The 20,568-nt window shown below is 38.4% G+C and carries 21 protein-coding genes and 1 pseudogene; 13 read left to right on the top strand and 9 right to left on the bottom strand.

Going from position 1 to position 20,568, the window contains the following annotated elements; translation table 11 throughout:
* Positions 1-67 precede the first annotated feature (67 nt).
* The 5 genes from AM410_RS02485 to AM410_RS02465 all read left to right on the top strand — a co-directional run bounded on the left by AM410_RS02485 (position 68) and on the right by AM410_RS02465 (position 2,971).
* Positions 68-1,282, top strand: coding sequence for a tyrosine-type recombinase/integrase (locus tag AM410_RS02485; RefSeq protein WP_073395561.1), 1,215 nt, complete (start codon positions 68-70; stop codon positions 1,280-1,282).
* A 326-nt stretch (positions 1,283-1,608) separates the two neighbouring features.
* Entirely contained in the window at positions 1,609-1,809 is a 201-nt protein-coding gene (locus AM410_RS02480) for a helix-turn-helix transcriptional regulator (RefSeq protein WP_073395562.1), read from the top strand.
* A 139-nt stretch (positions 1,810-1,948) separates the two neighbouring features.
* The gene (locus AM410_RS02475) at positions 1,949-2,185 is read left to right on the top strand and encodes a hypothetical protein (RefSeq protein ID WP_073395564.1); all 237 of its coding nucleotides are present in this window, start codon (positions 1,949-1,951) and stop codon (positions 2,183-2,185) included.
* Positions 2,186-2,260: 75 nt separating this feature from the next.
* On the top strand, positions 2,261-2,551 hold the full coding sequence (locus AM410_RS02470; RefSeq protein WP_073395565.1) for a hypothetical protein: 291 nt from the start codon (positions 2,261-2,263) through the stop codon (positions 2,549-2,551).
* Between the two features lie 54 nt (positions 2,552-2,605).
* Positions 2,606-2,971 (top strand): hypothetical protein, encoded by a 366-nt coding sequence (locus AM410_RS02465; RefSeq protein WP_073395567.1) that lies wholly within the window; start codon positions 2,606-2,608, stop codon positions 2,969-2,971.
* A gap of 982 nt (positions 2,972-3,953) precedes the next feature.
* Here the strand turns inward: AM410_RS02465 and AM410_RS02460 are convergent.
* Positions 3,954-4,331 carry a hypothetical protein gene (locus tag AM410_RS02460; protein WP_073395568.1) on the bottom strand — a complete coding sequence of 126 codons (378 nt, stop codon included), beginning with the start codon at positions 4,329-4,331 and terminating at the stop codon, positions 3,954-3,956.
* Between the two features lie 634 nt (positions 4,332-4,965).
* Between AM410_RS02460 and AM410_RS02450 the strand changes: the two genes are divergently transcribed.
* Together AM410_RS02450 and AM410_RS02445 are read left to right on the top strand one after the other, a co-directional pair.
* On the top strand, positions 4,966-5,520 hold the full coding sequence (locus AM410_RS02450) for a membrane lipoprotein lipid attachment site-containing protein (RefSeq protein WP_073395956.1): 555 nt from the start codon (positions 4,966-4,968) through the stop codon (positions 5,518-5,520).
* A gap of 17 nt (positions 5,521-5,537) precedes the next feature.
* A complete protein-coding gene (locus tag AM410_RS02445) occupies positions 5,538-6,197 on the top strand; it encodes a hypothetical protein (protein WP_073395570.1) in 660 nt (219 codons plus the stop codon).
* A 117-nt stretch (positions 6,198-6,314) separates the two neighbouring features.
* Here the strand turns inward: AM410_RS02445 and AM410_RS02440 are convergent, their stop codons facing one another.
* Together AM410_RS02440 and mobQ are read right to left on the bottom strand one after the other, a co-directional pair.
* Positions 6,315-7,970, bottom strand: a complete 1,656-nt coding sequence (locus AM410_RS02440; RefSeq protein WP_139252541.1) for a hypothetical protein — start codon at positions 7,968-7,970, stop codon at positions 6,315-6,317.
* Between the two features lie 290 nt (positions 7,971-8,260).
* Positions 8,261-9,667, bottom strand: coding sequence for a MobQ family relaxase (mobQ, locus tag AM410_RS02435; RefSeq protein WP_073395958.1), 1,407 nt, complete (start codon positions 9,665-9,667; stop codon positions 8,261-8,263).
* A gap of 865 nt (positions 9,668-10,532) precedes the next feature.
* On the opposite strand from mobQ, the gene AM410_RS02430 reads away from it, so the two are divergent.
* Positions 10,533-10,787 (top strand): hypothetical protein, encoded by a 255-nt coding sequence (locus AM410_RS02430; RefSeq protein ID WP_073395573.1) that lies wholly within the window; start codon positions 10,533-10,535, stop codon positions 10,785-10,787.
* Positions 10,787-11,071, top strand: coding sequence for a conjugal transfer protein TraD (locus AM410_RS02425; protein WP_049594967.1), 285 nt, complete (start codon positions 10,787-10,789; stop codon positions 11,069-11,071). Before AM410_RS02430 ends, AM410_RS02425 begins: the two co-directional genes overlap by 1 nt.
* Positions 11,072-11,192: 121 nt before the next feature.
* On the opposite strand, the gene AM410_RS02420 is transcribed toward AM410_RS02425, so the two are convergent.
* Both AM410_RS02420 and AM410_RS02415 read right to left on the bottom strand, forming a co-directional pair.
* A complete protein-coding gene (locus AM410_RS02420) occupies positions 11,193-11,906 on the bottom strand; it encodes a hypothetical protein (RefSeq protein WP_073395574.1) in 714 nt (237 codons plus the stop codon).
* A gap of 32 nt (positions 11,907-11,938) precedes the next feature.
* Positions 11,939-13,276, bottom strand: coding sequence for an anti-phage deoxyguanosine triphosphatase (locus AM410_RS02415; protein ID WP_073395576.1), 1,338 nt, complete (start codon positions 13,274-13,276; stop codon positions 11,939-11,941).
* A gap of 333 nt (positions 13,277-13,609) precedes the next feature.
* On the opposite strand from AM410_RS02415, the gene AM410_RS24065 reads away from it, so the two are divergent.
* On the top strand, positions 13,610-14,965 hold the full coding sequence (locus tag AM410_RS24065; RefSeq protein ID WP_236900106.1) for a shufflon system plasmid conjugative transfer pilus tip adhesin PilV: 1,356 nt from the start codon (positions 13,610-13,612) through the stop codon (positions 14,963-14,965).
* Here AM410_RS24065 and AM410_RS24060 read toward each other — a convergent pair.
* From AM410_RS24060 to AM410_RS02395, 3 genes and pseudogenes are all read right to left on the bottom strand, one after another.
* Positions 14,928-15,554 (bottom strand): annotated as a pseudogene (locus AM410_RS24060) (DUF3644 domain-containing protein); the annotation flags it as partial. The gene AM410_RS24065 and the pseudogene AM410_RS24060 sit on opposite strands and share 38 nt — an antisense overlap.
* Before the next feature lie 124 nt (positions 15,555-15,678).
* Positions 15,679-16,659 carry a hypothetical protein gene (locus AM410_RS02400; protein WP_073395578.1) on the bottom strand — a complete coding sequence of 327 codons (981 nt, stop codon included), beginning with the start codon at positions 16,657-16,659 and terminating at the stop codon, positions 15,679-15,681.
* An 83-nt stretch (positions 16,660-16,742) separates the two neighbouring features.
* Positions 16,743-17,642 carry a DUF4365 domain-containing protein gene (locus AM410_RS02395; protein WP_073395579.1) on the bottom strand — a complete coding sequence of 300 codons (900 nt, stop codon included), beginning with the start codon at positions 17,640-17,642 and terminating at the stop codon, positions 16,743-16,745.
* Positions 17,643-18,181: 539 nt separating this feature from the next.
* On the opposite strand from AM410_RS02395, the gene yafN reads away from it, so the two are divergent.
* Together yafN and AM410_RS02385 are read left to right on the top strand one after the other, a co-directional pair.
* Positions 18,182-18,475, top strand: a complete 294-nt coding sequence (gene yafN / locus AM410_RS02390) for a type I toxin-antitoxin system antitoxin YafN (RefSeq protein ID WP_073395581.1) — start codon at positions 18,182-18,184, stop codon at positions 18,473-18,475.
* The gene (locus AM410_RS02385; RefSeq protein ID WP_073395582.1) at positions 18,472-18,876 is read left to right on the top strand and encodes a type II toxin-antitoxin system YafO family toxin; all 405 of its coding nucleotides are present in this window, start codon (positions 18,472-18,474) and stop codon (positions 18,874-18,876) included. Before yafN ends, AM410_RS02385 begins: the two co-directional genes overlap by 4 nt.
* Positions 18,877-19,027: 151 nt before the next feature.
* Here AM410_RS02385 and AM410_RS02380 read toward each other — a convergent pair whose 3' ends face one another.
* The gene (locus AM410_RS02380; RefSeq protein WP_073395584.1) at positions 19,028-19,669 is read right to left on the bottom strand and encodes a TetR/AcrR family transcriptional regulator; all 642 of its coding nucleotides are present in this window, start codon (positions 19,667-19,669) and stop codon (positions 19,028-19,030) included.
* Between the two features lie 108 nt (positions 19,670-19,777).
* Between AM410_RS02380 and AM410_RS02375 the strand changes: the two genes are divergently transcribed.
* On the top strand, positions 19,778-20,470 hold the full coding sequence (locus tag AM410_RS02375) for a DAPG hydrolase family protein (protein WP_073395586.1): 693 nt from the start codon (positions 19,778-19,780) through the stop codon (positions 20,468-20,470).
* The last annotated feature ends 98 nt before the right edge of the window (positions 20,471-20,568 follow it).

Raw genomic sequence — 20,568 nt, 5'->3', positions numbered from 1 at the left:
AAATCTACGGTGAGTTGGGGGCATCGGTGGGGGCATATCGTGTTCGGTCTAAAGGAGATGCCCCCAAATGAAGCTCAATGCCAGACAGGTAGAGACTGCCAAGCCCAAAGATAAACCCTACAAGTTAGCAGATGGTGGGGGCATGTATCTGGAAGTGTTCCCTAACGGCACCAAAAGCTGGCGCATGAAATACCGTATCGCCGGTAAAGAAAAACGTGTGGTGTTTGGTGTCTACCCGACCATTACCTTAGCCGATGCCAGAAGCAAAAGAGATGATGCTAAAAAGCTGCTGGTTAATGGCGTTGATCCGAGTGCGTTTAAGCAAGAAAGCAAACAAGCCCAAATCGAAGAAGTAAAAAACACTTTTCAGCAAATTGCGCTCGAATGGCACAGCATGAAAGTGAAGAAATGGTCTGCGGGATATGCCTCAGACATTCTTGAAGCGTTCAACAAAGACGTCTTCCCCTTCATTGGTCAACGTCCTGTTGCAGACATCAAGCCGTTGGAACTGCTAAACGTGCTTAAAAAGATGGAAGACAGAGGAGCAACCGAGAAAGCCAAAAAAGTGCGTCAACGCTGCGGCGAAGTGTTTCGCTATGCCATCGTGACAGGCAGAGCCGAGTATAATCCCGCACCAGATCTCACCAGTGCCATGCAAGGGCATGAGTCTACACATTACCCGTTCCTGACCATAGAAGAGCTTCCCGCCTTCTTTAAAGCCCTTGCTGGCTACTCTGGCAGTGAATTGATGGTGCTGGCAGCAAGATTGCTGATCATTACCGGCCTGAGAACAGGTGAATTGCGTGGTGCGCTATGGTCAGAAATCGATACCAAGAAAGCGCTATGGGAAATTTCTGCTGAACGCATGAAAATGCGCCGTCCCCATATCATCCCGCTATCTACCCAAGCGTTAGCCATTATCGAACAGATCAGAGCAATGACGGGGCAATTTCCTTTACTATTTCCCGGACGCAATGATCCCAGTAAGACCATGAGCGAAGCCAGTATCAATCAGGTATTTAAGCGAATTGGCTATACAGGCCGGGTTACGGGTCACGGCTTCCGCCATACCATGAGCACCGTTCTTCATGAACAGGGCTACAACACCGCATGGATTGAAACCCAACTGGCGCATGTTGATAAGAATGCTATCCGTGGCACCTACAACCATGCGCAATATCTTGATGGCAGACGTGAGATGCTGCAATGGTATGCCGACTACATGGTAAGCCTTGAGAACGGAAGCAATGTGGTGCAGGGAGCGTTTAATCGGCGTGGGTAAGGATAACGGCTGATGAAAGAGGGGCTATGTCTTAACGGGCATAGCCCTTTTTCTTGGCTAAAGCAGATAAGAATTAAGTCAGAATTTAAACTGATATTGATTAACTAATTGATTAATATGGAAATTATAAAATACCTTAAAACAGGAAAATAAATAGCACTTTTTGCCAAATCGCTCTACACCCCGCCCAGTGACAGCTCTCCCGCCATTTCATTCGTTTTTGTTTAAAAAACATTCAATTCAGGTTCAATTCTGATTTTTCGAGGGTTGAACGTCATAAGCGATCTGCAGATACTACATTCATCAAAACAACAACGGAGAAATATATGACAACAAGAAGACTTATTCGCCTGCCGGAAGTGATGAATAAAACAGGATATAGCAAAGCATGGATTTATCGACTTATTAGCAGGGGCGTATTCCCAGAACCGATAAAGATTGGAATAAAAGCCAGAGCTTTTGTTGAAAGTGAAATCGATGAATGGATTGAAAATATTATTCAGTTATCACGTAAACATGCTGATTAATGAAAAATACACTATTAATACGATGAGGAGGTTTTATGTAAAACGTTAAATAACACACTTTATTAATCATATCCCTACATTGAAAAGCATAAAGCACTTTTATGCAGGGAATCTTATTACAAAAAAAAGGATAAACAAAATGAATAATGATATATCAATATTAGTAAGCATGGTATGTGAAAAAACGCCTAAAACACTTAGCGTGATCCAAGAAAGCTTCAATGTATTTGTTGCGTTGAGCGGATATACCATCGAGGAAATAATGAAAGATAAAAACTTGTTAGACGCTTTAAATAGGCATGTGAATAATGATTTAGTTGATGAGATGGAGTTAGAGTATGGATCTGTAATCATAAATCTAGTTTATAAAAAGTAGTTTTCTTATTTACCCTCTGTTCGGGGGTTAAAATAAAATGAATTCCAAATAATCATATAAAAGTGAGGTTTAGTTATGTTTGAAAATAATAAACTTGAAAATAAATCTACAGAGTTGTTCCTTGATCTTGCTATGAGATCGTTTGAAGCAAGCTGGGAGTATTTTCAGGAAGTAAATGGAGAGAGTATTGAGCTGCTTGATGATCCTGATTTTATGAGTTTATTCATTATGTATATTATTGATCATATCCAGAATAACTTTGAGAGATTCACAACCCAAGAAGGGAATGGTGGTGATATTGGTGAAGTTAACGTTGAGCAAGTTGCGGAAATGTTGGTGAGGTATTCGGATAGTTTTAGAAAGTAAGCTTTAATATTGCCCCGCAAGGGGCTAACAATCAACCTAACAAAAGGATTCAATATGAAAGAGATTGTATTAAATGAAAAGAATGAAACGGCAGTATATCTTATCGCAAAAGTATTACAGGGGTATTGTGAAACGATTTATAACATATTTGAAAAAGAACCTGAAACAGCAATGACTCTTTTATTTTGGCAAATGCATTCAGAGATATTGTATGACGTTTTACTTGCACATGAAGTTGAAGTGTGTGTGAAGAATGGCAGATATAGGGATTTAACAGGCATTAACTTTGATGACTTAAAGGAAAAGATTTTATATTGGCACCAAGAGCATATCATTGAGCTTGTATTAAAAAACATAAAACAAGATGAAACTGACGGCCCTATTTATTGGAAGCTGAAAATGACAGTGAACCAGCATTGAATAATGAATATATTCCCTCGATAAGAGGAAAATAAAATAGATAAGATAACTGAGAGATTAAAAATGATTGATGAATTCAACGTTATGTTTATGCATAGAAAAATCCAAGCTGATATTTTATTAAAGAGATCGAAAAATGATAATATTTTCACGCTATATCTGCTATTTTAAAATAATGCTAAATATTTTTGACTTTCTCTTGACGAATAATATATATCGGTTAAATAGAATAAAGATACAAAAAAAGTCAAACTATGATGTCTGACTTTCTAAGGACTAAAAAAGTTTTGCCGACTTTTGAAGCCTTGTAATCGAGTTAAGCAAGAACTGATTACAAATATAAATAAAACATTACTCAATCAACTTATATTTGTCAAATCTAAATCGCAACTTTTTACAAACTTCAAATACCATTTCTAAAAGCTTCGCAGTCCTCGAAAGCAATCAAATTAATAGCCTTTGTATCAGGTCTGCATATGTGGAGTCATTGAGCGCGAGTCGCTTACAAGAGTTGTCCGTATGTTTGTTGATTGTAGGTATAGAAGGGGGAGCGACGAAATACCAACTCGAAGCGAAGCTCTAAACAGATAAATGAAGTTGTAATGGAATGGCTATGAGAAAGCCCTACCTTTGCTTAACCGCATAAATAGGGGACAACAATACATTTTATCTGCATGGGCGAATCTGGGAGTGTCGTAGGGTGTCCTGTGTTGGAAACGATTCAGAACTCTAAGCCAGATCAACTTGGGTGAAGTCATATATTTTCATCTTGGTTCTCGCCAATCCTGATCGATTTTTGACTTTTTCGTCAGAAATTTCAGGAGGTGAAACCTTGGGTGAAGTCCCCTTTCGGGGAGCACACGCAAGGTAAACTCATTTATAATAAGTTATGCCATGAGATAATAAAATAGATAGGTGCCATTTTAAAGGCACCAATAAATTAAAAGTAAAACTTGGAAAAAATATACTTGGTTGTTATTCGTTAATCCAACAATCCTTTCGAAACCTTACTCGCCGTCTGACTGAAATTATATCGATCAACAACATTCCCCTTGAACCAAATCTCTAACGAATTCATATGCGCTGTGCTGCTGTTCTTCAGTAGGGCCAGACCGGGAATGTAGTTCGAGATCTGGCTCTCGCCTGACATGCTGGAGTAGGACCACATTTCTTGACCATCATTGGTAGCTCGTGTTTGTGGTTCCCCGAATGCGTTAATAACATCTTGCTGGGTCGTTTTCCCCTTAACGATTTTGGTTTTTACGGTTTGTTGTGATTCATCTTTCAGGGATTTATTGCCATAGGTGGTGCAAGCGGTAAGAGGCAGGATCACCAACGCAGCGATAAACAATTTTCTCATGTTAACTCCATATAAACAGTAAACGTAAAAATAGGCGCAAAGAATCCGGGGCCAGCGTTGTGCCGCATCTGGCTATTAAAGTTTGTGTTAATCAATAGTGAAGAAAGCCGCTTATCAGAAGCCTGTGAGTTTTTTTTATCTAATCAGCTACCGGCATCCTTCACTGTTGTTTTCCCTGATGTTGCATTAATAAAACCTACGCTAAGGCCATAGAACAGTGCTGGCTGTTGGTCATAGGGTTTGACGTTATATCCCTACAAACCAGCGCATAAACGGTCCAATGAGCCTTCTGTTCACTTTATCCAGTAACGATTCATCTAGCAAGAAAATGATCGGTAAATAAGATCGATAAATTGATATTGATAGATAATGTCGATTAATAACGTTTTTTCGATCGGTAGTTTAATTGGTTTAATCGATCAATATATATTTAATAATATGTGTTGGCTATCATTATTTTGATTTTGATCGTTACAAACGATATGACGGCCCACAAAAATAATTGAATCCTATCAATTGGTTAATCAGGTGGTTTTGCTGCGTTATGCCAGTAAGAACAAGCTTTAACGACTACAGGTGCGCAGCAGACTACCTCAACATAACAGCATTTTTGATTATCAGGATGGATAGGAAGATGAAGAAGATTTTGCTCGTTGCTGGCATAGCTCTTGTTCTGGCGGGATGTGGTGAGAAAGGCGACTTTGAGAAGGCTATCAACGCGAAAATTTCAAAATCAAAGGTGTGCTACTCATTGCAGAACAATGACTTTGCGTTCAATAAGGGTTTTCCAGTAAAGGTTAATCATGGCTACCGTTCTGCTGGATACAATGTCAGCCATGAAATCCTGAACGGGCTTGTTGAACAGGGGCTTCTCACTGTTTCACAACAGGCAAATGGTTTTAGTAGCGTTGATGTTCTGGAAGTAACAGACAAAGGACAAGAGGTTGGGTTTTGGAACCGTGAGGAAGGTGCCTGTGTCGGTCATCGTGTTGTTGCTGAGATCACCAGTTGGACTGAACCGAGTGATGGCGCTGGCGCTAAAATCACACAAGTGACTTATACGTGGAAACTCGACGCTGTTCCGGGGTGGGTTGATAAAAATGCTTTCTCTGGCGTCAAGGGAATCGCTGAATCCGAAGAAGCCAAAATTGTTCTGGTGAAAACTAATAACGGCTGGGTCGCTCGGTAATTACAGGAAAAGACGCTATGAACACTATTTATTGGGCGTTTTTCATCGATCTGCTGATGAACATACCATCACTGGCACCGGTGCTGTTTCTCCGAAAGACACAAAAGAACGTGAAGGTATCGCTGGCCCTTAGACTTTTTCTGCTTAACGCCTTCTTGGTGCTATCGCTGGTAACGGTATCGCAGAATACAACACAAAAATATGGACTGTTCCCTGTATGGCTGATTTTTGCCGCCATTGGGTTATTTGTGGTCATGCTGGTGCCAGCGGTAAAATTCATGCGTAAGCATTTAACTGTAGGTAAAAGCAGGGCTGTTATCCTTTCATCATTCCTGATTATCTATGCCATTAGGTTTCACGGCGTTTTTTCAGATGTGAATGGCAGTGGATACACGCTTAATGGATACAATGTGGTGTGGACGTTGTTCTTCTTGTTTGTCTGTCTGCTGGCTTATCTCGGTTGTGCTGGGAGTAAAACATATTCTGGTTATTCTGCACCGTCATCTGCACCGCAATCAGAATATTTCAAGCCCATTAAAGAGTATGAGACACAATCACAAATTGACTACGATATTGCTGTGAAGGGCGCAAGTATTCTGTCTGAACTCAATCTGAATATCGTCGAACGACAGCGTTATGAAGATGTTATAAAGGAAAGAAAAAATGATGTCTGGTAAAGATAAGCATAGTTTTAGCAATGGTTAATATGTAAGTGAATAAATTATAAGTTAGCAGGATGAAACATAGCCATCAGATACAGGATATGTGATGGCTATGTTTTTTGAGAGAGGGTGTCAAAGTAATACGAAGTCGTTTAGGTCAAAATTAAAATGATTTTTAAAAATAGTGCTGTACGCTTCTTTAAGTTCACTTTCATTATGTTTTGCTCTAATTTCGTTTATAAAATCAATGTTGAATTCACCTTCATTTATTATCCACTGTCTTATCAGGTTTGATAATATGTTCATAGTGGTAAAGTGATCTTTTAATATTTCAATATTATCTTCATTGATACCTTCTTGGTATGCTGCGTAGACATCTAAATCTTTTTGGTTTATAAATGGAGCCTTGTGCTTTTCAGTTAGAGAAATGTAACTATCTTTCAATTTTTCGCCTGCGCTACAAGCCCCCGTCCAGCAGAAAAACTCTGGATTTTCTTGTTTGTCTACACAAAAAATTATAAATTTAGATAAAAGAAAACGAATTGGAAGAAGTTCATTTTTATAAGAGTACGTTTTTTCTTCGCACATTATTTCGCGAATTGAATCATATTTTTCATTCCAAGAAATCACTTTCTCTAAAACTTCACTTGGATGAGGGTAATATAGTTTATCACATAATAAATTAGCTATGTAAGAATACTCATCTTTTGAATAGTCTCGTACAATGAAGTTCTGATCTGATTCAATTAGTTCTTTAGCCACATGACATAGATCATAAAAGCGTATGCCGGGTATTACTTCAAAGAAGAAACTTTCGTCATGACCTACATCTAATGGAAAAGCATTGCCGGGGTTTATTGCCAAATCACATATAACTAAAAATATAGGTATTAAAGAATCATTGAATGAGGAAGGGTAATCTTTTTCAATAACGGTTAAAAATAAGTCGAAGGCTTCACCATAAACCCCATCTAGTAATCTTTTTTCTTGAAAAAACGGAACGTCATATTTATGACTGTTAGAAAAATACAAAAATTGAAGTTGAATAAATCTGGCTTGTCCTTCAAATATTTGCTTGAGACCAATTGGGGGTATTACTATCTGTTCTTCTTTAAATGCATTAAACTCCTTATCTGGTGAGTTTTCTTGAGAGGATATTATAGATTTTAATTCGTTTGCTTTTATGTCTATCTCATCATCATTAAAGAAATGGGAAAGGATTTGAAGTGTGTTTATATAAGCGTATATTGTCGAATGGCCATAACTAATAAAAAAACCATTTTTTAAATGTATGTTTTCAGTTAATTTTTTAGGGTTTACAGCTAAGTGGGTATAATAGTTCAAATCATGAAAGTTGTTAAGTGTGTTATTAAGGTTTTGAAACAATTTATCATCTGGGGTATTTGTTTTTACATTATCATAATAGTATTTTTGTAAGGGCTTTACAGGACCTATTTCTTCAAGAATGATTTTTAAAAAGCTATGTAAGCAAAAGTTCTGAGATGGTGACACCATACTTAAAATAAATCCAGATATAGAGCCTATATGTTGTCTCCAGTGTACAGTTTCATGTAGGAATGTGGAGTATGCTTGTAATGTTTCATCATCAATGTTGCTATATTTGATAACTCCTGAGTTAAGTTTTTCTAATTTCTCATGAATATAATATGCAAGTCTTATTGTAAAATCCTCTGTGGTATAAGTCCCTAAAATATTATTATATATTGATAGTTCTTTATTTGTTGAAAACTCAGTGTATATTTCGTTAGAACTTAATAAGTCATCCATTTTTTGTCCTATGAGAAGGTTGTCTTTTTTGATGTAGGTTGAAAATAACAATTTTATTACGTGATTATACTTTCACTATATAAGTTTACAAGATGTAAATATAATGACTGCCATTTTTATTTTAATTGCAACCTAATGGTATTATTAGCTTGCTATTCTTTTTTGTTTTTTTCTTGTTATGTTGGGAAGATAACCCATCTTAACAGGCCGTGTGATGAGTAACAATGTTATAAATGACATATTTAAAGAGTTGGCTTGTTTTATGAGTTAGCTATGGCTATATTAATTCATTAACTTGACTTTTTAATTTTTCTTATCTTTGGTGTGTTTTTTGGCAGGAATATTTCACTTACATATACCTGCAATTTGTATGGCGTAAGATCCATATTTTTATCTTTATTAAACTGTCCATGTCCAAGACGACTTGGAAAACGTGTAATCTCTTCCTTGGTAGGCTTGTAATCATCACGGTTGAACCTTGTGCGTCTCTCATGTTCAGCGCGTGGAACATAGATCCCCAGCACATCATCAAACACATAGTTTTCAGCAATACGTTTATCGTGCTCAACATCAGGGGCAACAGGCTTCTTCTTGGCCCAGACGAATTTCTCCCTTATATATTCAACCACCAGTAGGGTGAAACGCTTGAACAAACCATCTTGACGAGGTTTAACCTGCTTTCTCTTACTTTTAACAGGCGCGCGTTTAACCGCTCTGGCCGTTGTAGAGGATGGGGTTTTCAGTGTAGTGCGTGTATGAGGTGTAGGGGCAACCAGAACAGGCTTTTGGCCTTCCGATGATGACGACTGCGAACCTGTTTCAGGCAATACGATTTCAACAGGCTCAGGCATTTCTGATACGGTGAAGCTTCTAAGGTCAACAACGATCTGCAGATCTAAATCTTTGAAGGTGTTGTATGTAGCCTGAGCTACCTTTTTCATCTCATCACGAAAAGCCTGTTCAGCAGCACGTTGTTTCTGAACACTCTTGCTGTTCCACTTGGCACGATGAACACGTTGCATTGCCGGGCGGCTGGTTGCTGTTGCCTTGGCAAGCCATAGCGCTTTTTCTTCTGCATCCAAGGTAATAGCAGCATTTTTCAAGGCTTCATTATGTTGAGCCTCAATAGAACGATGAACAATACGTTCTGACACGCCTGACGCCTCAAGATAGCGATTGGCAAGAGTAGACCACGCTTCACGCCACAGGATTACGTTTTTCTTGTCGTTCCAGCTTCTTTCTTTTTTACCGAAGCTATCAGCGGTGATCGGTTTTAATGTCAACATCACATGTGCATGTGGATTATTGCTATTAAGATCGTGATATGCGATATCGGCAATCATGCCCTTATCAACGAAATTATTCTGGCAGTATTCAACAACTAGTTTTATCTTGTCTTCATTGTCCAGTTCACAGGGAATAGCAACATCAAAATAACGGGCTGTTTGACCGTCTTTCTGACGTTCAACCTTTTCTACTTCATTCCACAAGGTGGTTGAGCTTTCGATAATATGAGCAGGTGCGGAAACTGGTGCTAATATCTGATGATGGAATAAATCTGTTCTGTGGCTAAAATTGTAGGTATTGCCTGTACGATCATCTGTTATTCTGCAACGCGCGTGGTAGGCTGCCTTCCTACAGGAAGACATACCCTCAGAGCGCTTCACAATTTTAAACTCCAGATGAAAAATCGCCATATAATAAATAACCTCAAATATAACCATGCTGCTGTTAGTTTTTCGCAAGAAAAACTTTTATGTTGACGTTGACCTGTCTTTTAGCCTGCGGCAGGCAACCGTAGGTAGACCCCACACGCTCACGAAGTGAGTGTATAAGTGGGCATTGTTTTTTCTAACAATGTAAAAGCCCCTACTTAATTAATACGAAATATATTAATGTCTGTAAAACAAAACGCCGAATTAAGCGGCGCAATCTAGATGAAAGGGCGAAGTATTACGCGATATTAACCCGATGGGTTTTAGATGGGGTCCGAAGGACAAGAAGAGTGTTAATTTATCCCGCCGTAAGGCGGGAAAGCCCTAAAACAATAAAATAGTAGCTTTTTGTCTGTAGTTTTCCCTGTGGCAACCTTCACAGGTTAGGATGGGAAATCATAGTGAAAATTTAAGAGATAATATGAAAAACATTAACGAGAAAAATTAAGTAACGTAGTGAGTATTAGACAAAACAGTTAGTGATTACTATCGTATAGTGTTGCTTAATTTAATTTATTGCCATAAATTTACCATCCCTTTCAACTGGTCAGGATTCCATGTATTGATGGTATGAATATTCTGATGCTTTGAATCGCTCAAATATATGCGCTTAACCTATTTAATAGATCATATATAAGCGGTTAAGTTAGATTCTATCTATCTTTTTCTTAATAACTATAATTGCCTACATAAGTGATATAAGTTAAATGAAATGATTAATGCTGTGGCGTGGGATTTAAATATAAGCCTTATGAGCTTGCATTTTATAAAATAAAATTAGTTTCCTGTGTTGATAATTATTAAAAATATGGTAAAGGATAACCTATAACAAACATAAGGAGGTTTAATGTATAAAAATAATGATGAAGCCATTGATTGGGAAGCAAAAAAACTTCTTGATGAAGGTGTTTATACCGATACGGAACAAGCCTATTTAGAAGCAGAAAAGATAGTAATAAATATTAGGGAACAAGCAAAGAAGCGCCAGATAAAGCAACAGTTCAAGATGAAAATAAGATCAATCAAGAAACAGATTAGTAATGGTTATGACTATGCTGACATCCCTTATTCCAACAAGAAAAAACATTGGGGAGATAAATAATGACAACAAAAACAATTAAACAACAAATTGCTTCAGCGCAGGAACGTCTATACTTCTTGGAAGCCAAAAAGAAACAACAAACAAAAAAAGAGAATACTCGTCAGAAAATTATTTTCGGTGCAGAGGTTGCCAAAGTCTTAGGATGTGATATTGGTTATGTAGATAAGGAATTAGTCTTTGGGGTTCTGCTTGATATCCAGAATCTTCATGAGAGTGATATCAAAGCCTACCGAGTACAGGGCCAAACCTATATCGATACTGTTATAAACAGAACTAAGTCCTAATCATGTTTTTCACGTCCAAACGGTGAACCGGCCTAAAACTTGCTTTTAGGTCGGTGAACTGTTGAACAAGCCCCAGAGGGTGAGTCGGCAAGTATTTAAATGTTATTTAAATATCGCAAATCTAGTTTCTCCAATGCTTATGTTGTGGTGCTAAGAATAAACTTATTAACTTCTCTATAGTTAATTGTCTTAGGTAATTGTCTTGGCAAAAACACCCGCTACAATGTCTTTTTGTTAATAGTGTTAAAGGCAATTGAACATTGTTCAATTCTATACTTAACGATGCATGTGCTACATCATAAAGTATGGTTTCGTCATAAATTTGAACGCCGGGATCATCAAGAACTATTTCCTCCAAGTACTTAAATAGTACTGGGTGGTATGGTTTTCGTATTGTTATCATTTTGCGTTGGCGATCAAAATTATTCCAGTTCAGTAAAATGTCAGACATGCCTTGGAAGTATCTTTCATTACTTGACATGTTTGGGATCCAAAACATTGGGTTTGTTTTTGTTATCCATATATCTAAATTTTCATGAAGTAGAAAATCTATATTAAACTTGAACAAAACAGGACCATATAGGTTTTGTCTCGGGAAAAAACCATGAAGGTCCACTGTGTCCAAAAACACATCTCCCCAGACGTCATACTGCTTATCTTCCGGGTCGGATTCCTGCTTCGTTTGAAATGCTCCAAGTCTTTCAATATCACTTCTTGAAACTAGCCCCCCATTCCTAATAAAAGATATTGCAGTTGCTACAGTATTTGCATGATGAAAATACGTTATATCCTGTGAGCGTAAGAAAGAGTGTAGCTGTATGTTGTCAATCTTCATGCTTTATCCTTGTTGTAATTTTATATTTTTATCTACAACCTATCAAAAATTGAACCGATATCTGGTGTGAATAATTTGTGGTACAGTTTTGTTGCATAACTGTCGGTCATTCCAGATATATAATCGCATAAAACTCTGTTTTTATTTTCAGCATTTTTATAAGCACTGAGTGTATTTTTTGGAAGCAATCGGTTAGGATTTTCACGTAAGACTTCAAATATCCTTAATATGATTTGTTGACCTTTATATTCTAAAACCTGAACTTCTGGAGTTTTTATTACCCGATTCATGACGAATTTTTTTAACGCTTTCAAGATGCTCATGCTGTCATTATCTTGGGTGGCTTTTAGCATTAAAAGTGGTGTGTCGAAAACATCATTCCTTTCAACATGTATAGATGAAATAAAATACCCTACTAATTTACTTATTGCATGTTTTCTTTCTTTATTAGAACCATCGAAGAGATTTTCATTATAGAAATCAATGTTTTCTGCCAGTTGATTATTATTATGAGCTAAAATTATTGGGATAATATCGCTTTCCCACATGCTTTTAGTTATGAGACCTAATGCTATACCGTCTTCTAAATCATGAACTCCATATGAAATATCATCTGCAAGCTCCATAATTGTCGTGTCAAATGATTTGAAAATTGTTTCATGATGATTGCTCTCTACAAATTTAATGGTTGAAAATATCTCAATGTCATTTTTAGGGATTTCTTTAAAAATCCAATCAAGTAAATTTTTTTCATCATCAAGATAACATTTTGGGGGGTGCCAGTTATCTAAATTTAAGGGAAGAATAGTTTGGGATATTTCCTTTTGATTATAGTTTCTTACTTTGCTATATGGAGCCGGATATTTTACCAGTCCTAAAAGGGTTCTTCGAGTCAAATCCATGCCATGATTTGGTGAGTATTCGGCAAGGCGACTAACAATTCTTAGGGTCTGCCCGTTGCCTTCAAATCCACCCGAATCAATCATTGAATAGTTAAGTGCTACTTCACCACCATGACCGAAAGGAGGGTGACCTATATCATGACTCAAACCGATAGCCTCAATCAGGCTTAAGGATGGAATCCACGATCTAATGAGTTCATCTGTCGTATACTTTTCATGTAATCTTTCACAAATGGCAGAGCCTATCTGTGCTACCTCTAAAGAATGTGTTAATCGTGTCCGGTAAAAATCATTTTCTCCGAGTCCTAATACTTGCGTCTTAGTTTGTAATCGTCTAAATGCTGCCGAATGAATAACCCTTGCTCTGTCTCTTTGGTACTGGCTGTCCTCAGTATTTGAATTGAATTCTTTTACAGGGTAGTTATCATCATCATTCTGTTTTCTTCTACTCCAGTACGCAGTATTCATGCATTAACCCTCTGATTTTTAATGGCATTATTACACTGATTTTTTTGGCATAGTTTTGGCATAGAAAGATTTAAAGCTGTATTCTATTTTATCTAATAATTTAGATTTGTGGGATATGGTTTGTTATACAGTGCATGGATAGGGTGGTAACAATAACATTCAGTTATTATATTGATTTTAACTAACTCAATGATGACTTAAAGTTCAACCTAAGGTGTGTGTTCATCAGGTGTTCATAACTAAAAAATGTTTTTTTAATTTCAGAGGTAATATTGACCACTTTTTTATTTTTGCTAATTAACAATTACGTGAAAGTAAAAAGGACGATGAAAAATGAAAATAATAAATAAAAAAGGTTTTTCCTTATTGGGAATAACATTAGTTTTAGGTATTGGCTCTGCAATGACATCCATAAAGTTTCAGGACATGAAGCAAGATCAAGAAGCCATCATGGCTAATACCGTTGGTGCTCAAATGAAACAGATGGGGGAAGCGGTTAATCGTTATATCAGTATTCATTTTGACAAGCTTTCAACCCTGACATCCAGCAGCAGCCAGACAAGCGATCCGGGACCAAGAACCTGTTCGGCTAATGGTTGTGAAATTACTTATCAGACGTTGGTTAATGAAGGGCTGTTGCCTGCGGGTCATACTGGCGTCAATATGCAAAAATCTTCTTATAAAATCCTGCTAAAACGCGCTGGAACAACGCCTAACTACGTTATCAATGGACTGATAATAACAACGTTGCCTTGGTCAGAAGGAGACCGTATTCGCTATGACTTATTAGGCCGTGCTATGCAAACAGCAGGGATTGATAGCGGTATGACGCAATCTGCATCTGTCGCATCAGGTACGAGTGGTCAATGGACTGAGAACCAAAATAACTATAGTGGGATTAATGCGGCTGGATTGCTGGCCTACCGAGTAGGATACGATTCCTCCATGTATTCTGTTTACCTACATCGTGATGGCACATTGCCAATGACGGGCGATCTCAACATGGGAGGTCAAAGCATAAACAACGCCAAAGACATTACCGCGTCCGGTGATGTCAATGCGGTTTCGTTTAATGGTTCCTATGGGCGCTTTGCCAAGAATGTCAGTGTTTCAGAAGATCTGGTGGTGACGGGCTTCTCTACCTTTGGCAAAAACGTATCCATGAACAGCTATCTGACCGTTAAGAATGGCATTGATTCGAATAGCTATGTTGCTGCCAAGACTAACAGCAGCCGTCTCCAAATTGGCGGCGGTGGGTCCAGTAATCAGAATGCGGTGTTGATTAACGTCGCAGGCGGGGCGGGTGATGGCTACCTCTCCCTTAATGGCGATAACAACTCATCGGTTAAGCTTGATGTATGGGGAAGTCAAAAGCTTCGCGGTGATCTTGTTTTGTCAGCATCTAATGATGGTAAAACCACCGGTGGCATCAGTGCATCAGGCAATATTGCTGGTAGATACATTCAACCCACATCAATAGCCACTACCGGGGAAACATGCTTACCTACGGACTTATCAGCAAGGCAACCGATGGATCGCCAGTATGGTGTATTGATGGCGAATGGAAGGGTAATGAAGGGAACACGATTGCTTGCTCTGAAACCCGAGTCAATTGCATTGCTATGGCAAGACTTGTCGCTAGCGCATGTTCATCACCAAACTCTTCTACTAAAATATTTTCAAAATTAATTAAAGCAGATTGGCATTCTCCACAAACCGCAAGATCTATAGCAGGTAAACTTCGATGCTCTATTCTATTTCGCAATCCAATAAGAAAAATTATATTTGCTTTTTCAGGTGTCATAACACCACGCCAGTATTCATCTATGCATTCTGCAAGTTCCCATGCTTTTTCCTCGCCATCAATGAAAATTGTTTTTGCATTATCATTAAAATGAAAATAATTAATTCCTTTTTTATTAAAAATAGCATGAAATAATGAAGTATAAGCGATGATGATATTTACAATGAATCCATAAGTTTTGAATTCTGTGTATGGATTATTATAAGTGCTTACTGCTAGTAGGGCGAATTCTTTAGCTTTATGAATGAAGATTCCTTTTATTGATTGATCGGTCGTCTGTTGAAGCTTTTGACTGTGAACTGATCTAAACTCCTCTTTACTTAGATAAATAATTCCTGAGGTTGTATATTGTGAACCATCTTTTTCAATGTACTGATGCCAACGTTTAGACGGATAGGTTCGACAAGTGTCAATAGCCCAACCAGTGGTTTCAACAAGTTGTTCTATTGTGAAAGCTTCACCTTTCTTTTCCATTTTGCTCAAAAATTCATATGCTAAATCAACTTTATCATATCTATTCATTCTTTGATCCTTGCAATCTGATTATATATAAATATATTTTAATAGCTGACTGATATTCGATATTTAGAGCAGTTGTTCAAGATGAGTGATCCTTGTTTGATAGTAAAATATTGTTAGGTGTTTTCTTCATCTTTCTACTAAGCACTGAAAGTAAGGTGTCAGCATCAAAATTATCTCTTGGGTCAATTACTTGTATTGAAACATCAGGCCAAAGTGCTTGGGCACTTGCTATATTTGGAAATGGATCAACTAAAATAACTTTTTGGAGGTTAGAACCATGCTTCTTTAAATACTCTAACAATGCCTGATCGTATGGGTTAAATGCAAAACCAAATATAATTAAAATGTTACTTTGTTCTAATAGTTTTGCTCCTAAAGCCCAAGTATACTGTAGTTCTACTGGTGGTTTTTTTTCTGGTGCTGGTGGAATAATTAGTGCTTTTCCATTTCTTCCCGGTTTTCCACTTGTGTATTTTGTATTTATATCCCAAGACAACGAACCGTGTAATTTAGCTAATGAAATTGAACCAGTAACCTGTAAGTGTGCATTTTGCCATGGGAATAATGGATTTATTCCTCTTCCGAACAATTGTTCACCGATGACACCGTAGTTAAATCCAGACATACCCAAAGCACACTCAGTAATTGTATCGTAATTACAAGTAAGAATTCCACTTAAACCATTTTCGCTTAATTTCGCAAAGAACTCTCGAAGATACTTTATTCTTTCATTTTCTCTAATTGATCTCTCATCAAACATTGCCGAAGTATATGAACCCCTGATTTTAGTCATGAATGGTTCTGTTAGGCGACGACTCACATACCAAATTATGCGACTTTTTCTATGCGATGATTTATTCATGCACCAATAGACAAATTGTTCAGGAGTTACATCAGGATTTTTTTTCCGCCAATCTCCCCAATCCTTTTCAATTAAAGCTAGTTTTTTTACCTCTTGCTCTGATGTCGCCGAGATATTTAAATCAAATAATTGATTTACTAAAGGTAAGTCGAATGCCCATTTCGAAAAACCAGCTCCTAAAAATAGAGTTATCATACTATCTCCTTGTCGTGCGTAATATTTAATCTATGTTATGTGGTATAGCCCAGTGTCCGTAGAGAGCAAGCTTGGATTATATGTTATATATCCTGCACCAAACAATCGATAATATCTTTAAGTAGTAGTATTTCTTTCGGTGTCGGTAAATTAGACTTCATCAGTTCTGATAACATTTTTATAATATCTGTTTTGTATTTTAACAGATCTGTTATTAGTTCGAAACCACGGTCGCAATCATTTTCATACGCAAATATTACACCTTTGATTACATTATATAATTCTGGTATTGTAATTTTATTTAGACGTTCTTTGAAGAAATTCCGTTGTTCATTTGTAACAACAGGAAAATGCCATGACAATCTATATCCAACATCATAAATGACTTCCGGATTGCTCTCTGATGAAAAGAATGCGGCAGTTAACCGCTTCCATATAATTATTTTATCAGTGTTAGATGTTTTATTATCACTGTCTAATGAATCAAAGTTGTTCAACTTTTCTTCTGTTATTGGTCGCTTGTAATAATTTCTAATATAATTAATAAGATAACAGCAAGGGCTGTTCTCAATAGATAATTCATTGGAGATGTCTATCTTCTGAATTATTGTGCTAGAGGAGTTGTTGCTAATGATTTCTTTTGAGTGGTTTTCTAGATTGAACCATGCAGCAGTTTTAAGTTTAGGAGAAAAGACAATGCCTATGCTTGGTATTGTAAGATTGTCCCAATATTTATAATGTTCTTTACTAGCTTTAAATGTGAATATCCTTTTCTTGTGGTCTACAAATGAGTCACCACTTTTTATCTGTACTCCAGCTAACATGCCAGTAGCAGAACCATCTTTATCAACTAATTCAATTTGCCCATCTATGCCAATATCACTTGAGCTTGTTTCGCGAAAGATAATACCTGATATTGACAAAGCGTACCCAGCAAAATATACGCCAGCTCTGCTAATTAATTCAGTTTTTGGGGCTTTCAAGTGCTATCTCCACTAAGTATAATAATTTAATGAAAATTGTCTATTTTATAAATTGTAAATCACTCTTTTTCTATTTCATTATTTTACTCATTCCAAACTAACGTTAAAGCAATATTTTTTCAACTTTTTTTCTGAGGCTAACGAAGTGATGAACCACGAAAATCTCCTTGATGTTTACAAATTATTCACACTCACTTAGGATAAATAATGCAACTATAACTAATAGACCAATGTGCATTTCTGACCGAAGTCGAAGTGGTTATATAAGATTAGGGTGTCTCTTGAGGCCCTCACACGTAAAATCAAAATTGAATCATCTCATCCCGGGTAAAGAACAGAAAATGAAACGACCACTCATTTTCGGAATGCGTTTTTCAAGATGCTTAGCCTAGCAGACCTTGGCTGCACATGCACGACAACACCCTCACAGCTCATCATGCACTCATAAGTAGACTTTAATCTCCTCAGTACATTTAAACTAGATGTACGCTTTGATGTGCATTATAATGTATGTAATAAAACACGATTTTAGGTGATCTATGGAACGTATCCTCGCAGAAAAATCTATCAACATCACCGAGTTACGAAAGAACCCGGCGAAATATTTTATTGATGAACCGGTTGCCGTTCTCTCAAACAACCGTCCCGCTGGCTACATGGTTAGTGCTAAGGTGTTTGAAGAGCTGATCGATCTGTTGGAAGAGAAGCAGGGCAGGGTTCATACCGGTGCGCGATTCAGGCCAACGGCTGAACGTTTAAGTGATATTGCGGATAGTGGACAGAAACTGCTGCAAAACGCCTCTGACAAGGATCTGACCGAGTTCACGGAATGAGTATCAGGATTTTCAAGTCAGCACTGATCCGTCAACAATTAAGCCAACAAGAGCTTGATGATTTGGCGGCGGATTTTCTGTCCTATAAAAAGGATTGCGTGTTGCCAGATACCTTTGGGCGTGATGCGCCTTATGATGATGACCGCACCTATCCCTTGGTAAAAGAAGAGCAAGTGGCCCACATTCATCTTGCCGATGCGGATGCCCCTTTCCCGAAGTTTTTACGTCAGTTCAAACGAACCAGCGATCAGGCGCATTTGGTATACTGCCAAGGTGCGATGGACCCTGATGCCTATCTGTTGATTATCATTCTGAAACCCGAAGCGCATAAAATGGCGCGTAACAATAACCATATGCATAAGATCGGGATGATGGCCGAAGCGTTCAGGATGAAGCATTAAGTTGGACAAAAAACACTCTGTCATTTAGGGCAGAAAAACATATGGGGGCATCAATGGGGGCATGTAGGTAGTTGAAACAGAGTATTAGTTAATACTATCAATATGATAGTGGTCAGGTGTTGTTCCTATTATCGAATCGCCATGTACTATGTCATTCATCACCTTGCCTGAATATAAGTAAAATAAAAGGCATACAAGAATCCAAATGTGTCTCAATATCGGTTTTCTCAACGGGATCAATTAAACCAATCGCCGCCTGCCGAAGAGGTTCGGCGACACACATGGCGAGTATGACTTTGGCACTAGTATCTGCAGGTAACATCGGCAACCAGCCCTGTTTTTGCTGTCGTGTAATCCACTCTGTGAGTAATTGTTGGCCGCGCGCTATGCCATTTTCAGTGTATTTCTTGAGGAGATCATCTTTACCAGGAAATTCAGTATTGAGAAGACGAAACATTTTCACGGCGGTTACTGATAGCGCCTGACCACAAATCGCAGCCAGTAATTTTCTTAACGCCGGTAAAACGTCATTCTTATCTGTCGGATCGCTCTGCAGGAGTGGGGCATAGTTATCCGTCCAGTTTCGAACCGAAAGGCCAAGCAATTCCTCCCTGTTTTTCGCAAAGCGATAGACGGTCTTTTTGGCAACGCCTGCATGCGATGCAACCGCCTCAATTGTTGTGGCGTCATAGCCTTTGTCAAAGAGCAAGGCCATCGCGCTACCAATGATTTGTTTCTTCACCTCTTCCTCAGGGACTGAGGGACGTCCGCGTGGTTTGGTTGGTGAGGTCATCCTGGAGATTCCTTTTCGCTTGTCATACGACCATTCTATCGGTAATGTTTAGGAAACGCACTTCGTTTCCTAAATGGTTCGAACTTCCCAATGCTAATGGAGAAAAAAATGCGACAACACGATATTGCCAGGCCCTGGCTGGATTATTCGGCATTGCTTGATCCTTCTCCCATGCCGCTGGAGACAGGTATTAAACGTCTGGATGACGGGAGTCTGCTGGTCGCCGTACGCACCGATTTACATGGCTGCAAAGGACGTATGATTAACTGGTGGTTTACCTTCTTTGAAACGACGCAGCATATAAAATGGTGGCATCCCATTGATCATGTTGAACATCGTGGATGGGATGCCAACTGGAAGCGTGGGGAAAGTTTTTATGGCGCAAGCATCCATGCAGTAGAATCATTAGCTGAAATCCCTCCCATTCCCGCGCGTCTTAAATTCCATCACCCTGCATCGGTATTTGGCGAAATGGCTGTCGAAAAGGCAATGGCGGATGGGAGTGTCTCGGCAATCATTGCCGCAAGGATAGGCTTCGGTGAAAAAACTGAACTGGATAGCCAGGGCGACCCGCTGGACGGACAAATGCTACATGTTGTCCGGGATACGCCTTTTGGGTGTGTGCTGCGTAGCCGGTTTATTCTGGGTATGAGTAATGACGACCACGCTGAACCTGCCGATGACGTTGGATTAGCGCTTATGCGACACTGTTATACAGAGTTCACGTTCTTGTCTCGTTTCCTGCCTTCTTTGTATTACGGCGAGAAAGCGAATGATGAGAAAATTGCGCTTCCCTGGTAACTCGCAGGTTTAACTGCTCAAATAAACGTTTCGACGAGGGTAATCATGCCCACCGTGTATTACCGGGCCAGACCAACGTTATCGCCTGCGTGACGCAC

Origin of the sequence: Enterobacter cloacae complex sp. FDA-CDC-AR_0164 (assembly GCF_003071645.1) — a bacterium.
GTDB classification, from domain to species: Bacteria; Pseudomonadota; Gammaproteobacteria; order Enterobacterales; family Enterobacteriaceae; genus Enterobacter; species Enterobacter ludwigii.
Note: the sequence above shows the minus strand (reverse complement) of the source record. Positions and strands in the feature narration are given on the sequence as shown.

Excerpts from the sequence above, each read along its gene's own strand:
- AM410_RS02485 (WP_073395561.1), top strand. The coding sequence starts at position 68 with ATGAAGCTCAATGCCAGACAGGTAGAGACTGCCAAGCCCAAAGATAAA.
- AM410_RS02480 (WP_073395562.1), top strand. The coding sequence starts at position 1,609 with ATGACAACAAGAAGACTTATTCGCCTGCCGGAAGTGATGAATAAAACA.
- AM410_RS02475 (WP_073395564.1), top strand. The coding sequence starts at position 1,949 with ATGAATAATGATATATCAATATTAGTAAGCATGGTATGTGAAAAAACG.
- AM410_RS02470 (WP_073395565.1), top strand. The coding sequence starts at position 2,261 with ATGTTTGAAAATAATAAACTTGAAAATAAATCTACAGAGTTGTTCCTT.
- AM410_RS02465 (WP_073395567.1), top strand. The coding sequence starts at position 2,606 with ATGAAAGAGATTGTATTAAATGAAAAGAATGAAACGGCAGTATATCTT.
- AM410_RS02460 (WP_073395568.1), bottom strand. The coding sequence starts at position 4,331 with ATGAGAAAATTGTTTATCGCTGCGTTGGTGATCCTGCCTCTTACCGCT.
- AM410_RS02450 (WP_073395956.1), top strand. The coding sequence starts at position 4,966 with ATGAAGAAGATTTTGCTCGTTGCTGGCATAGCTCTTGTTCTGGCGGGA.
- AM410_RS02445 (WP_073395570.1), top strand. The coding sequence starts at position 5,538 with ATGAACACTATTTATTGGGCGTTTTTCATCGATCTGCTGATGAACATA.
- AM410_RS02440 (WP_139252541.1), bottom strand. The coding sequence starts at position 7,970 with ATGGATGACTTATTAAGTTCTAACGAAATATACACTGAGTTTTCAACA.
- mobQ (WP_073395958.1), bottom strand. The coding sequence starts at position 9,667 with ATGGCGATTTTTCATCTGGAGTTTAAAATTGTGAAGCGCTCTGAGGGT.
- AM410_RS02430 (WP_073395573.1), top strand. The coding sequence starts at position 10,533 with ATGTATAAAAATAATGATGAAGCCATTGATTGGGAAGCAAAAAAACTT.
- AM410_RS02425 (WP_049594967.1), top strand. The coding sequence starts at position 10,787 with ATGACAACAAAAACAATTAAACAACAAATTGCTTCAGCGCAGGAACGT.
- AM410_RS02420 (WP_073395574.1), bottom strand. The coding sequence starts at position 11,906 with ATGAAGATTGACAACATACAGCTACACTCTTTCTTACGCTCACAGGAT.
- AM410_RS02415 (WP_073395576.1), bottom strand. The coding sequence starts at position 13,276 with ATGAATACTGCGTACTGGAGTAGAAGAAAACAGAATGATGATGATAAC.
- AM410_RS24065 (WP_236900106.1), top strand. The coding sequence starts at position 13,610 with ATGAAAATAATAAATAAAAAAGGTTTTTCCTTATTGGGAATAACATTA.
- AM410_RS02400 (WP_073395578.1), bottom strand. The coding sequence starts at position 16,659 with ATGATAACTCTATTTTTAGGAGCTGGTTTTTCGAAATGGGCATTCGAC.
- yafN (WP_073395581.1), top strand. The coding sequence starts at position 18,182 with ATGGAACGTATCCTCGCAGAAAAATCTATCAACATCACCGAGTTACGA.
- AM410_RS02385 (WP_073395582.1), top strand. The coding sequence starts at position 18,472 with ATGAGTATCAGGATTTTCAAGTCAGCACTGATCCGTCAACAATTAAGC.
- AM410_RS02380 (WP_073395584.1), bottom strand. The coding sequence starts at position 19,669 with ATGACCTCACCAACCAAACCACGCGGACGTCCCTCAGTCCCTGAGGAA.
- AM410_RS02375 (WP_073395586.1), top strand. The coding sequence starts at position 19,778 with ATGCGACAACACGATATTGCCAGGCCCTGGCTGGATTATTCGGCATTG.